15 protein-coding genes are annotated in these 13,750 nt (G+C 48.0%); 1 reads left to right on the top strand and 14 read right to left on the bottom strand.

Annotation, left to right across the window (positions count from 1 at the left end):
- Nucleotides 1-3 precede the first annotated feature (3 nt).
- The 13 genes from ACX9NY_RS28605 to uptA all read right to left on the bottom strand — a co-directional run bounded on the left by ACX9NY_RS28605 (nt 4) and on the right by uptA (nt 9,913).
- Complete coding sequence (locus ACX9NY_RS28605; protein WP_339237670.1) at nt 4-597, bottom strand: hypothetical protein; 594 nt, start codon at nt 595-597, stop codon at nt 4-6.
- 147 nt (nt 598-744) lie between these two features.
- Nucleotides 745-1,455 (bottom strand): MgtC/SapB family protein, encoded by a 711-nt coding sequence (locus ACX9NY_RS28600; RefSeq protein WP_339237672.1) that lies wholly within the window; start codon nt 1,453-1,455, stop codon nt 745-747.
- 32 nt (nt 1,456-1,487) lie between these two features.
- Complete coding sequence (locus ACX9NY_RS28595; protein ID WP_342571055.1) at nt 1,488-1,952, bottom strand: GNAT family N-acetyltransferase; 465 nt, start codon at nt 1,950-1,952, stop codon at nt 1,488-1,490.
- 96 nt (nt 1,953-2,048) lie between these two features.
- Nucleotides 2,049-3,488 carry an Asp-tRNA(Asn)/Glu-tRNA(Gln) amidotransferase subunit GatB gene (gene gatB / locus ACX9NY_RS28590; RefSeq protein ID WP_342571056.1) on the bottom strand — a complete coding sequence of 480 codons (1,440 nt, stop codon included), beginning with the start codon at nt 3,486-3,488 and terminating at the stop codon, nt 2,049-2,051.
- Nucleotides 3,489-3,514: 26 nt separating this feature from the next.
- Nucleotides 3,515-4,972, bottom strand: coding sequence for an Asp-tRNA(Asn)/Glu-tRNA(Gln) amidotransferase subunit GatA (gatA, locus tag ACX9NY_RS28585; protein WP_091038584.1), 1,458 nt, complete (start codon nt 4,970-4,972; stop codon nt 3,515-3,517).
- Between the two features lie 27 nt (nt 4,973-4,999).
- On the bottom strand, nt 5,000-5,287 hold the full coding sequence (gatC, locus tag ACX9NY_RS28580; protein ID WP_036607033.1) for an Asp-tRNA(Asn)/Glu-tRNA(Gln) amidotransferase subunit GatC: 288 nt from the start codon (nt 5,285-5,287) through the stop codon (nt 5,000-5,002).
- Nucleotides 5,288-5,493: 206 nt separating this feature from the next.
- Nucleotides 5,494-5,877 (bottom strand): hypothetical protein, encoded by a 384-nt coding sequence (locus ACX9NY_RS28575; protein WP_024631336.1) that lies wholly within the window; start codon nt 5,875-5,877, stop codon nt 5,494-5,496.
- Between the two features lie 203 nt (nt 5,878-6,080).
- On the bottom strand, nt 6,081-6,314 hold the full coding sequence (locus tag ACX9NY_RS28570) for a sigmaY antisigma factor component (protein WP_339237677.1): 234 nt from the start codon (nt 6,312-6,314) through the stop codon (nt 6,081-6,083).
- Nucleotides 6,307-6,642 (bottom strand): YxlC family protein, encoded by a 336-nt coding sequence (locus tag ACX9NY_RS28565; protein ID WP_339237679.1) that lies wholly within the window; start codon nt 6,640-6,642, stop codon nt 6,307-6,309. Before ACX9NY_RS28565 ends, ACX9NY_RS28570 begins: the two co-directional genes overlap by 8 nt.
- Before the next feature lie 2 nt (nt 6,643-6,644).
- Nucleotides 6,645-7,361 carry an RNA polymerase sigma factor SigY gene (gene sigY / locus ACX9NY_RS28560; RefSeq protein WP_472476387.1) on the bottom strand — a complete coding sequence of 239 codons (717 nt, stop codon included), beginning with the start codon at nt 7,359-7,361 and terminating at the stop codon, nt 6,645-6,647.
- A 726-nt stretch (nt 7,362-8,087) separates the two neighbouring features.
- Nucleotides 8,088-8,720 (bottom strand): MBL fold metallo-hydrolase, encoded by a 633-nt coding sequence (locus ACX9NY_RS28555; protein ID WP_036607016.1) that lies wholly within the window; start codon nt 8,718-8,720, stop codon nt 8,088-8,090.
- 6 nt (nt 8,721-8,726) lie between these two features.
- Nucleotides 8,727-9,296, bottom strand: a complete 570-nt coding sequence (locus tag ACX9NY_RS28550; protein ID WP_339237689.1) for a thioredoxin family protein — start codon at nt 9,294-9,296, stop codon at nt 8,727-8,729.
- Between the two features lie 2 nt (nt 9,297-9,298).
- Nucleotides 9,299-9,913: an undecaprenyl phosphate transporter UptA gene (gene uptA, locus ACX9NY_RS28545; RefSeq protein WP_339237691.1), complete on the bottom strand. Its 615-nt coding sequence runs from the start codon at nt 9,911-9,913 to the stop codon at nt 9,299-9,301.
- A gap of 160 nt (nt 9,914-10,073) precedes the next feature.
- Here uptA and ACX9NY_RS28540 point away from each other — a divergent pair, with 160 nt between their 5' ends.
- Entirely contained in the window at nt 10,074-10,421 is a 348-nt protein-coding gene (locus ACX9NY_RS28540; protein WP_472476384.1) for a dehydrogenase, read from the top strand.
- A gap of 672 nt (nt 10,422-11,093) precedes the next feature.
- On the opposite strand, the gene ACX9NY_RS28535 is transcribed toward ACX9NY_RS28540, so the two are convergent.
- Nucleotides 11,094-13,718 (bottom strand): O-antigen ligase family protein, encoded by a 2,625-nt coding sequence (locus ACX9NY_RS28535; RefSeq protein WP_472476383.1) that lies wholly within the window; start codon nt 13,716-13,718, stop codon nt 11,094-11,096.
- Nucleotides 13,719-13,750 lie beyond the last annotated feature (32 nt).

Here is a 13,750-nt window from a genome sequence, read left to right as displayed (position 1 = left end):
CGACTACAATTTTTTCTTGTTCAACATGACCCAGAACTCACGCCCAAACAGAAGCAAACCTCCTGCGATCATGAGAACCGCAAACGAATATCCGCCGTACATGGCAAGGATCTCTTGGAACCAGCGCGGTTTGCGGAAAAACAGCACCATCAATGATCCTCCCACAATTAAAAGTAATCCAAACGATATTCCTCTCTCCCAGACCATCATTGCATCTCGTATAGAACGTTCGTTGGATAATGGCTTGTCCGCGGTTGCCTGGGTTACGGCTCTACGTCTGCGCATCATGACCCAATCCGCAGATTGCAGTACATCATATACATTGTAAAAGTAAATAACCGGGATACACAAAGCCAGCAGGATAAGCAGTGGCACATTGATCTGTATACCAATGGATGAGAAGTAAAGCACTGCTGACAAATCAAGCAAAACAAGCAGCATAAAGGTCAAACCTCTCATGTACAATCTCAGATAAATATGACCCAAGCCAGGTATAATGGCACTCAGTAATCCCGCAATAAACTTGTGAGTCCGATTCCTGATCGGTTTGCTCTGACCCGTGCTGTTCTTTCTGTTTGATTGACGTCTCCGTTTCATAACATACTCCTCTCTTCTGAACTGACCTTCCGCTCTTCATGCATTTGGTTAGATAGTACCCTAAAGAGCAAGGAGAGTAACTGGAAGAAATATGGATATGACCAAAAACCCTCCGGCACTACTGGCCTGGGGAGGGTTGTAATTCATTTATTCGACCGATACCTTGGTAACGTGTTCCCACTGTCTTAACTTGGATACCAATCCTACCGTTTTGAAATCATGTGGTACCTGAACATGTAACACAATCTCAATTTTACGTTCAACTGACACCATCTCGGCATATGCCAGGTCTTGTTCATTCACGGTGATTTTACGAATTTTGATCTTCTCCTGTTCCATGCATGAGGACAGTTGCTCTAGAAAACCGGGTTCTGACAAAGTATGAAGTGTAACCACATGCAGTTTGTTCCCTCGTAAATACCTCAACTCTAACTTATTGAAGACCCATAGATTAAGCAATACCAGGACCGTTGATACGATGGAGGCAAAAAAGAATCCCGCACCTGCTGCAAGCCCAATGGCTGCAACAACCCAGATTGAAGCAGCTGTCGTCAGTCCGGTAATGGATTTACCAGTGAAGAGAATTGTTCCTGCTCCCAGGAATCCAACACCCGTAATTACAGCAGTGGCCAGACGTGCTGGATCGATCCTTACATTTAATTCATTAGCAAAATCTTTAAAACCATAAACAGACAACATCATAATTAATGCAGAACCAAGACATACCAGAATATGGGTACGCAAACCGGCCGCATGATTGGACCGTTCCCGCTCCAGGCCTACGAGCCCTCCAAGCAGCATAGCCAGCAATAATCGTAATAAAATGTGCCACTCATCAATGAACCAGGGATCGCCCAAAGTCGGTATTCCTCCTCAAGTTGTTCATATTATTAAAGTTTATTCTTGTGAAAAGTCGTTAATTCCACTCCAGGTGCAATCTGTGTGACTTCCACGGGATGAAAACCAAATCTGGTGTACAGATTGACAGCGGGTTGATTCAGCGTTCCTGTGGAGACGATATAACGCGGAAGATCCGCATGCTGTTCCAACACGTACGTCATCAAAGATGCTGCGATTCCCTTGCGAAAGTGATCCGGGTGCACCATCATACGTGTAATGGTCAGTGTATTCTCCTCTTCTTCCGCTACAGCGACAGCCCCGATAAGCTCTCCGTCATCATGGATACAGCCGTAAAAGCTCTCTCCACAATCCCGAAGTGTCTCCATCGTATCCATCAAAGGAGGAATCTCTTGAAATCCGATGATTTCGGCTTCCAATCGATAGGCCACATGTTGTAGTCTCCATAACTGCCCCAACATCTCCACATCACTCAATGACAATGGTTGAATGTTCATATCCGATCCCCCGTCCGAAATACATTTGTATCTATCAATACCAAAAAGAGGCTGTCACAGGGACGAGCCTCTTTCTGTCCGGCCTCACCGGAAGGATTAGCGGTTCAGTACATCTGCAAGCAGTTGGTTGGCTAAAGCAGGATTCGCCTTGCCTTTACTTTCTTTCATAACCTGACCAACAAGGAAGCCAATGGCTTTTTGTTTACCGGCTTTATAGTCTTCTACGGATTGAGGGTTATTCGCTACAACCTGCTCAACGATGGCAAGAATGGCGCCTTCATCACTAATCTGCACAAGACCTTTCTCTTCAACGATCTGCTGTGGAAGCTTACCGCTCTCCAGCATTTCCTTGAATACGGTTTTGGCGATTTTGCTGTTAATGGTGCCCTTCTCCAGCAGTCCGATCATCTCGCCCAAACCTTGACCTGTCAGTGGAACCTGAGTCACCTCAAGATTGCTCGTATTCAGGTAACCCAGCAAGTCGCCCATAATCCAGTTGGATACGGATTTGGCATCCTGAGTGAATTTCAAGCTATCTTCGAAAAGATCAGCGATAGCCTTGGATGAAGTAATAACCTCTGCATCATAGCTAGGCAACCCGTAATCAGCCGTGTAACGAGCCTTACGTTCGTCTGGAAGCTCAGGTATGGTAGCCTTGATGCGCTCTTTCCAGGCTGCATCGATATGCAGCTTCACGAGATCCGGGTCCGGGAAATAACGGTAGTCATGCGCCTGTTCCTTACCACGCATCGACAGTGTTTTTCCTTGAGCTTCGTCCCAACGACGCGTCTCCTGAACCACTTCACCGCCATCGTCCAGAATTTCAGCCTGACGATATTGTTCATATTCGAGACCTCGTTGAACACCACGGAAGGAGTTCATGTTTTTCAGCTCGGCTCTTGTTCCCAGCTTCTCCTGTCCATGTGGGCGCAAACTGATGTTGGCGTCACAACGCAGTGAACCTTCTTCCATCTTCACGTCCGATACATCACAGTACTGCATGATTGCGCGCAATTTTTCAAGATATGCACGTGCTTCTTCCGGAGAAGAAATCTCAGGTTCGGATACAATCTCCACCAGTGGAGTACCAACACGGTTGAAGTCTACCAATGACGCGTATCCGCCATCGACATGTGTAAGCTTCCCTGCATCTTCCTCCAAGTGAAGACGCGTGATGCCGATTCGTTTCGTCTCGCCGTTCACTTCGATATCAATCCAGCCGTTCTCACCGATCGGCTGATCAAATTGAGAGATTTGATAGGCTTTTGGTGAGTCAGGGTAAAAGTAGTTTTTACGGTCAAACTTGCTGACATCAGCAATCGTACAATTAAGAGCCATCGCTGCCTTCATGGCGTAGTCTACCGCCTGACGATTCAGTACAGGCAGTACGCCTGGATGTCCGAGACAGACCGGGCAGGTATGGGTGTTCGGCGGAGCTCCAAATGCTGTGGAGCAGCCACAGAAAATTTTGGAGTTCGTATGCAACTCCACGTGGACTTCAAGTCCAACGACCGTTTCATATTTAGATGCGGACATTTCTATATTCCTCCGTTCCGGGCAGTCTACAGCTGCGGACGCTGCTTGTGGAATTCTGTATTTTGTTCAAACGCATGCGCTACACGCAATACGGTTGTTTCATCAAAGGCTTTACCGATAATTTGCAGGCCGACAGGCAATCCATCCGAGAATCCACATGGAATACTCACGGCAGGTACACCAGCCAGATTGACCGGAATCGTCAAAATATCGTTCAGATACATCGTAAGCGGATCATCCACCTGTGAACCGAGTTTGAACGCCGTAGTTGGCGCCGTTGGTCCGATAATCACATCATATTTGGCAAATACATTGTCGAAATCCTGCTTGATCAATGTACGTACTTTCTGTGCTTTCAGATAATAGGCATCATAGTAACCCGAGCTGAGTGCATACGTTCCAAGCATAATACGTCGTTTCACTTCGGGACCAAAGCCTTGACTGCGGGACTGATGATACAGATCCAGCAGGTTATCCGGATTGTCTGCACGCACGCCATAACGCACGCCATCAAATCGAGCCAGGTTCGAAGAAGCCTCTGAAGATGCGAGCAGGTAATACGTAGCGACCGCATATTCGGTATGCGGAAGGGATACTTCTTCCCATGTTGCCCCAAGCCCTTCGAGAACTTTCAATGCAGCCAGAACGGTCTCTTTCACTTGTGGATCGACGCCTTCACCGATGTATTCCTTCGGAACAGCAATACGAAGTCCTTTAACATCACCTGTCAGTCCGCTCAAATAATCCGGGATCTCTACTTTTGCAGATGTCGAATCTTTGGCGTCATAACCAGCAATAGCTTGCAATACATAAGCAGAATCTTCAACATTTTTCGTCAAAGGTCCGATCTGATCCAAGGATGAGGCAAATGCAACCAAACCAAAGCGGGAAACAAGTCCGTATGTCGGCTTCAATCCAACAACACCACAATACGAAGCAGGTTGTCTGATGGAGCCGCCTGTGTCTGATCCGAGCGTGAAGTATGCTTCTCCCGCAGCCACAGCTGCTGCAGAACCACCGCTGGAGCCTCCTGGAACACGATCAAGTGCCCATGGATTACGTACAGGGGAGAAACTTGAGTTCTCATTGGAGCCACCCATGGCGAATTCGTCCATGTTGAGTTTACCAATAGTCACGGTGTCCGCAGCTTTCAATTTTTCGACAACTGTTGCATCATACACCGGGTCGAAATTACGTAGAAATTGGCTGCCGCACGTCGTACGCAGTCCGTTCGTCACGATGTTATCCTTAATTCCTACAGGCAGGCCGAAAAGCAACCCCTTCTCCTCACCGCTAACCAGACGGTCATCCAGTTGACGTGCACGAGCGCGTGCTTGTTCTTCATCCAGTGCCAAATACGCCTTAACCTTATCGTCATGCGCACCAATATTCTGATATGCCTGATCCACCAGATCGCTGACCGACAGCTCTTTGGCATGCAGCTTGTTATGTAACTCAGGCAACGATTGTTCAAATAAACTCACAGTGTTTGTCCTCCTTCCGGTTGTCCGTTATTCCATTACAGCAGGCACTTTAAACTGCCCGTCTTCTTCTTCCGGTGCATTGCGCATCACCTGTTCAATCGACAGGCTTTCTTTGGTCTCATCTTCACGCATGACATTGCTTACGTGCAGAACGTGAGTGGTGGGTTCGATGTCTTCCGTATCCAGCTCATTCAGCTTTTCTGCATATTTTAAAATCGCGTTCAGCTGACCTGTCAGGGTCTGTTCTTCTTCAGCAGTCAAGTTGAGTCGGGCCAGCTTGGCCACATGCTGAACGTCATTATTCGAAATACTCATTAGCGGATGCCTCCTTCATTCGTTCTGATTCCCGAAACGACCTGAAACGAATCGCTCGTTTAACGGGCTAAAGTCTCAAGATAACTTTTTTCATTATAGGTGAGATAGTTCGACAATTCAATGCAAATGACCTGACAGTCTTCATGGAAGCTAAAAACGAACTTATAAAATAAAAAAGAGCCGGCATCAGCCGACTCCTCAAAATTCTAAATCCATGCACGCAGATTAACCTGCTTTATAAAATCCGCCTGAGACATAACATCGTTCGCGGTTTCCTCTTCCTCTTCCACAGCTTGAAAATCTCCGTTCATCAAATGATGAAACAGCTTCTCATTGTGTGTCGCAAGGGCGTAATCTATCAACGCTTCTCGCTCGACCCGCTCAGCTTCCTGCTTCAGCAGAACCTCTTCCAGATCGACGTCGCCGGATGGAACAAAAAAGTTCCGATTCACCTGCGGCACTCGAAGCACGTAATCGAACGCATTGTCCGGATTCCGGTCATAAGCGATGATGAAACCATATTCCCCCACAGGAAGATTCTGCTCAAACGCATCCGCGACGATGACAACCTTCTCTCCTAATCGCAGCATCGTCTAACCTCCTGGTAGTCTATCTTAATATTTATTTGTATAGTCTACTAGAAAAGAATAACGATGTCTAGGAATACTAGAATTAAACAACATATTTGTGCAAAATCTTTTTCCTCTCTATTAATACGTGTTCAAAAAGAACAGTACACAGTAAAGCTAGAAATGGAGTAGCGATTTTTTCTAAATAACCTCTATTAAAACAATCATGTTTTCTTTGTGGATCCACCTGGCTTGCGTTGTGATCGAATCACGACAAACCAATATATGATGAGCGGTGTGGGAAATCCAGTGATCCCCCATAATCCCCATAACCAAGGGAAACGTCCACGTCTACGTGCGTCCTGAAAGATCCATGTGCCTTGAACCAAGAGAAAAATGCCAAGCAGTATAAGCCACAATGGAGAAATTTCATCCAATGAATAATGCATTTTATTCATGACGAACCTCCTTCCGGCGCCGTCCTGCCCAGATCACAACTAAAATCACGGCAACAACTGTACCAAAAGCTTGAATACCCAAATATAGAGCTGGAGCAGATACGAGGAATAATGCCCCGAACGTAATGGCTAGCAATCCCACCAACCAGAAACAGATCATCTCGATCCAATGGGCTCGGCGTCTGATCTGTCTTCGTTCTCTGACTTGGGCTTCAAGTGAACCTAATGAAGGTATGTTTGCCGGCTCAAACGCATCATCAAGTACTCTCATGTGTTGCTGCAATCGCTCTACAACCTCTTGTTCCTGTTCATCATCTGATCTGCTCATCCTTATTCCAGCTCCTTTCTTAACTGACGGAGACCGTAGGCTGTTCGTGACTTCACCGTTCCAGAGGGAATACCCAACATTTCGCCAATTTCGTCATATCCGTATCCATAATAATGCTTCAACAGTACTGCCACACGATGTTCAGGTGTCAGCCTTGTCATCGCATCCATGACATCTGTCCATTCTTCATTCCGACTCTCGAGCTGCCAGCGGAATCGACGTACAGCCTGATCACGGATAAGACTAAGCCAGCTCTGCTCTCTCTTCCTGCGTCTTGTCTTGTCGATATATATTCGGGTCGCAATGGTAATCATCCATGATGAAAAGGCAGACGTGCCATCATATCGATGGATATTCTCCATACAACGAACCATCGTATCCTGCACGGTCTCTTCCGCAAGATTCGCGTCCATTGTAACTTTGACAAGATACTTATACACAAACGTGTAGTTACGTTGTAACAAAGCTGCGAGTGCACTATCATCTCCCGATACCGCTCTGCGTACTTCTTCAAGTTCAGCTGCCTTGATCATGGTCATCACCTGCTTCCCGTTCAATCTGGAGTTAATACGACAGGCTCTGCGGAAACGTTCAATGAAATTTTTAAAAAAATCTAACCCGACAATTTCCCGGGCAATCAGACTTGATTCCGGTAATCTTGCAGCTTGTCGAACCACGGTTGCTTGTGGGCTCCATTTCTTAACACACGGCTTGTCCATATATTCTGCTCAGACTTCATCACTTCACCGGTCACGCTAGGGTTATGTATTAAAGTTCGCTTGGTACTAGTTTCTCTTTTCACACTTTCCAATATGCGACGGTTTTCATCCATAATCGAATGCTCGACACGCTGTCCCAATGGGATAACTCTTATTTTCTCCACTTTGATATTCCCCACTCTCTCATGATCTATATAAGTTGAACTAAAGATTATTTACACTGACACTACGATGACAGAATAACCTTCCAATCGCTGTTATCCCCAGATTTTTTGATTCCCTTTTCTTAAAGGGAAAATCCGGGGAAAGCGTATGCTTACGATGCAGCTTTCTTCCAGAAAGCTTTTAGGCGAACACTTCGCCTTTTCAGGCTCTTTCTGTCCTCTCCGTTATCATGTAAATGAGTAGCTCAACTTATATATTATTTTCATTAAAATTCATCAATCTGTGCTTTTGTTAAATTGCTATTGGTCTCAAACTAAATTGTGGTGAAGCTCATCATGCATCTCTATGTAGGGTGAAACAGGCTAAATCTGTGATGAAAAAGGGTCTGAAAACAAAAAAAGAACGCAAACCGGGTATAGACCACAGTCTGCGTGCTTCGCGAGGTTGGGTGTTTCTTGGTAATGCTTCAGTTAGATGATGCCTTAACGCTTGTAACAACTAATTGCTATTCTAATGAAAAAGTTGTCACTTGTCCAGACTTTCTTCACATATCATGTCGGATTATCTTGCGGACACGTAAGGATTGTTCTGTTTCTCATAACCAATAGTCGTTTTGGGACCATGTCCTGGATACACTTTAACCTCATCAGCAAAGGTATACAGCTTGTTCTGAATCGAATCAATCAGATCCCGTTCACGTCCTCCTGTGAGGTCCGTTCTGCCTACACCCATGCGGAACAGTACATCACCGGCAAAGAGATCGTTATCACAAAGCAAACTTACACTGCCTGGTGAATGTCCAGGTGTATGGAACACTTTAAACGTATGTCCAATCAGATTCAGCTTCTGCCCTTCATCCATGGCATATTCAGCAGGATCTGTCGAAAGTGGTGGTGTCGCCTGCGGCCAATTCAAAGATCCATTTAATTTGGGGGTCGTGAGCCAGTCACTCTCCAAGTCATGAAGATAAACGGGACAGCCCTTCAATTTACGGATCTCATCTACCCCGCCCATATGATCAAAGTGAGCATGTGTCAAGAGAATAGCTTCGATCTCCAAATCTTGAATCGCCTTAAGTAGCGGCCCTGGATTCATGCCCGGATCGATAATGACGGCTTTGCCCGGATCATCTCCTTGTAAGAGATACGCATTGGTCTGAAGCGGGCCGAGTGTAAACGTGCGAATGTTAAGCATATCGGCTTAGTAACCCGAAATCAGTTCACGCAGCTCACGGATAATGGCCGCATGTGACTCCGTTCCTTCCCCATAACGTTTACCAATCTCTTGACGCGCTACAGCCAAATTCTCTTGATAATCTGCTGCTTCACGATCTGGATTAAGGCGTTTGAATTCAACCATGACTTCCTGTACATGCTGCGGACGAGGTCCCCACTGACCAAGCACATGACCACCTGTATCTGCAAAAATAACGACTGGCACGGAACGGCCACCCATCGTCAGGAACTCATCCATCACTTCAGGATGGTGCTCCATAATCAGAACTTCAGTTGGGATTCCTGAGATTTCAAGCGCCTGGAATACAACCGGAATATTACGCACAACATCCCCGCACCAGTCAGCAGCCAGAATTAACACACGCAGGTCGTCGCGGTGGTTCAGGCTTTCAAAGAACTCACGATCCTCTTCGTTCGACCAAGTAAAGCTATCATAGTTGGCCTGGAATTCACTTTGGTTCTTGGTCATACTCTCGATAAATTCCTTCGGTGGCAGACCTTTACCGAATTTGTGAGACAAGTTGGGTTTACCCATAACTAGACACTTCCTTTCTTTTTGCGAGCATTCATCCATTTAATAAGTACATAAACGATCATAAGGGCGAGAGCGACAAGCAAAATAGGCATAACATATGGCGCCGCTTTCTCATCAATATGCTTCCATTGATCTCCAAGGATCATCCCTAAATATATAAACAATGCAGTCCAAGGTATAACAGCGAGTGTAGTAAGCAAAATGAATTTACCTACGTGCATTTTTGTGATGCCAGCCGGGATGGAGATGGCATGCCTTACCACCGGAACAAAACGCGCCGTGAAAATGACACCTGCACCATACTTGCGAAACCACTCCTCGGAATGGTCGATGTGTTTTTTCTGGATGAGTATGTATTTACCGAAGCGTTCCAGTACAGGTCTGCCGCCATAACGGCCAATCCAGTAAATAAATAACTGGGCAACCACACCGCCCACCGTACCAAAAATCATAGCACCGAAGAAGTTGATATTACCTTGTGAAACGAGAAACCCTCCATACGCCAGCACAATTTCGCTCGGAATAACTTCTAACATTAATCCAAGCATGATTCCAAAGTACCCGAGACTTTGAATCCAATCGAACAATTGGCCGACAAGGTTATGAATAAAGTCCATCTCAACCCTCTTTCTCCATCCTGATTGGCGGTGCCCCTCCGCACCATGGATGTTCGTCCCTATTTTATCACAGGCCTGTATACGTTGCTACTTCAAGAGGTTGGGATAGTGTCCCGTTCGCAGCCCTCCGCATATGGTATGGGGAGAGGAGCGTGAGAAGATGTCACACAAGTCAATACCCGGTACTCCGCCGGTCAAACATACGCAATCGGGTCAAAATCTTCCTTCCGCCAGGGGAATTCGCAGGGCATGCAGCAAGGAATTGTACCGGACAGCCAAAAGGCTAAAGGTATATGTCTCTCCCGAACGGATGAAGCAGGCGGAAGAATATTATTACAGTAAGGTGATTGCGAATCTGATCTGGATTGGGGAAAATCGCGACAACCGCAAGAAATTATGTGAGTGGTGGAACACGGATGTCAGTGCAGAAATTGCCGCGCTGTGGGAAGTAGAGGTTGAACCATTAAAAGATGCGTTTCAGCATGCATTTGGCGGATATCGCCTGTAGAAATGCAGGAATAAAAAACTTCTCTTATAGGTGGAGTCAGGAGATGTCTACTTGGTTAGGGGTACGGTTACGGTTGGAACGGAGCATGGAGCCAATGAACACCACGGAGTGTGAACAACCTTGGAGTATGAGCCTTAACAGGGAGTGCAACAAAGCTGAGAATATGAGCCTAATAGAGAGTGCGAACATAAATAGTGGGTTTGAACAACGCTGGGAGTTTGAACAACGCTTAGTGCATGAACAGGAACAGCGAGTGTGAACATAAACGATGCTGTGAAAAAAGCTGGCAGTATCTTTACATGTTCATGCTCATGCTCAAGCCCATCCATGCTTAACCTCAAGCCCACGAGCGATAACGAAGCTGAGGCGACTTATTCAAGGATTTGAAACACTCTCAGAAATTTAAGGAATCTGAAACATGTTATATCGGAATTTTCGGCCTATTATAGGGTATCTGTCAGGAGATTTGTGGAAATAACGTGTCTGAAGTTCCTTACAAATTAAAAGGAGCAGCTAAAGGCCAAATAAGACATCCTGTGTTCCTTAGAAAAACGTATACCATCCCCGCGAGGCAGCCAGTTTAGATTTCAAAATTTACTGATTTTAGAGACTTTAGAGACGCTGACATCCATTGTTATATCGCTCGGGTCAGCGTCACTATTCACCAGTGAGTCAAGGGCTACGCTTGGTCAACTCTGGAGAAAATGGAGGAGAAGAAGCCCCCGCAAGCCTGCGCAGGTTCTCTCCATAGCCTGGAGCATGTTCTTCCAGTACAAAATGGCGATCATTGCGATCACCCCCTGCTTTCACTTCCTCAGCCAGCAGTTGATACCGTTCATACATCTGTACACCAGCGGCGGCAGTCTCTCGGGCTCGTTCTCTATATCCTGCCTTCCATTCCCGCCGCGCTGCCTGTTCCATCCAATACAAAGCGACGGATTGACCAGTGCCATCATACCGGTTCAATGCGATCGCCTGTTCAAAATATGTTCCAGCCTGCTGCCCTTTGCCGAATTGGGCAGCCAATCGTCCCAATTCGATGTAACTCTGAGGCTGCATCGGGGAAAGGGACAAGCTGTTCAGAAGTAGTGATGTTGCTTCTTGCCCCGGGAGAAATCGTGCAAGCGATATTATGATGTCGGTTCGATTCGGATTTGATTGAAAAGCAGCCATAAGATGCATCTTGTGTGCTGAAGTTCCCTCCGGTTCAGTCATCGCCTGACGGTACTGCAATTCTGCTACGGCGAAGCGGGAGGTCAGCCACATTGTTCCACCTAGCCAGAAAAGGATGATCATCACTGCGGATGCCCTTATTAACCGAGCAATCACTCGCTGAAGTATACGAAAGAAGGTACGCATCGGGATAGTTGCTCGGCTGAATTGAGTTGATAAATATCGGATAAGACGAGCTCTGGCTCTGGCTCTGGCTCTGAATTTGAATCTGGATCTGAATTTGGATATGGATTCAGATCTGAAAGGTGTGTATTCCGAAGTTCCACCCAATTGCTTGCCTTTCACTGCTTCGGTCTTCAATGCGGATGCCCAAGAACCAAGCCAAATAAAAAGCATCCAGAATAAGGTGAAGCTCCAGTCAAAGTCCATCGCCCCATGCAGGCCAAAAACAAGCACGGCTGGCATAAGCTGCGGTGCAAAATAAAAGGTGCTTCGCAGGGTGAGGAGAAACCACCCTGCGACAAGCAGGATGCCGATCATGCCCGTGTCCAGGGCGAGATCAAGCAAGCCGTTGTGGACCTCGCCTCCGACATAAGGCGAGGATTGAATGGCGCGGAACATGTTGCGCCATGTGTCCCCCCCGTGGCCAAGCCATGCGGCCTCGGTCCACAACTGAAGGGCATCCCGCCAAATCTGCAGGCGGGATACCCCCGTGCCGACACCTGCCGCTAGGCGATCGGCGGTGGAGGCCACGGCCATCAGTGCGGCGGTGGCTTCCGCCAGCACGATGGCCGTCAGGGCAGCGGCGCGCGGAGCCTTGGCGGCGCCGCTGTGCCATAGGCGGCACAGCAGCAGCGTGCCGAGCAGCGCAGCTGCCCATGCCCCGGCCAGTGCCAGCAGGCCGGGCACGGGTGCAGGCGCCAGCTGGGCAGCAGCCAGCTGGCGGTACAGCCAGGCCGCGCACGCTAGTGGCGCGGCCATGGCCAGCAGCAGCGGCAGGCGGGCACCGCACCGCTGCACAGCAAAGGCGGCGACCGCGGCGCAGCCGGTCGCCAGCCAAGCGCCGCGCGACTCGCTCAGCAGGAGCGCGGCTTGCGCGGGCATGAGCGGCAGCACTGCCGCGATGAGTCGCCCGGCCGGCACAGGCCGGGCCAAGACTCGCGCGGCGGCCGACAGCCGCTCCAATGCGTACATGCCAACAAGGGCACCGTACGCATTAGGGTACTGCAATAATCCGCCGAGCCGTGCTCCGGCGGAGCTGATCTCGGGGTCAGCAGTCCGCATTACCCCGAAGGGCAGCGGCAATACTCCGCACACGGCAAGAATGCCGCTTAGCACAAGCAAGCCGCCGGCCATCTGCCAACCGCAAGCCAACCAACGCGCACCATCCGTGCGCGCAGCCAGTATTGCGGTGAGCAGCGTGAACAGCGCAAGCAGGCTCCAACGCAGCATTTCATCCATACTGCCCTGTCTACTCACCGAGCCTGTCCATGCGTGTAGCCCAAAACATGTCATCATCGCTAGCGGCAACAATACCCGCCAAATCTCCGGCAATCGAAATATTTTCTCAACCATTGGTTCCATGTTCCCCTGCCGCTGTACCAATGACATGGGTATCCGTTCACTCGCCTTCTGCGGACGAAAGACTGTAAGAAATAGCACTATCACAATCATAATCAAAGTGCTTCCTGCTGCGATCAGATTAACAGGGTACAGATCCACTGAATAATACAGTCCCCGACTCAGACATCCTGCGAGCAGCAAGACAATGGAGAGTATGCCCAGCCCAACAGTCCATCCCGACCCTGAATAATGTTCACTTCTCAACCTTCGAGAAGAACTGCCTGACCCCTCCGTTTGCATAACTCTATTTGTACGGTATGTAGCATCTTTTTTATACATATCATCTTCGTTGTATGTATCTTCCCTATTATATGTACTGTCTCTACAGATCCTACTGCCTCTACCGTCCCTACTGCCCCCATTATCTATATCCCTGTTATCTACATATTCTTTATCATTTGCGTGGTGAATCCCCTCAAACGCCCGTTCCATAAGTTCCTCTCTCGCCGCATACCCTCGTTTATACCTTACAACTCCCTTATCTATCGCCCTATTCTTCACCCTTATCCACCCTCCTTCCTTCCAGCGCTCGA

The sequence above is a fragment of the Paenibacillus sp. CB74 genome, from assembly GCF_055687625.1.
Note: the sequence above shows the minus strand (reverse complement) of the source record. Positions and strands in the feature narration are given on the sequence as shown.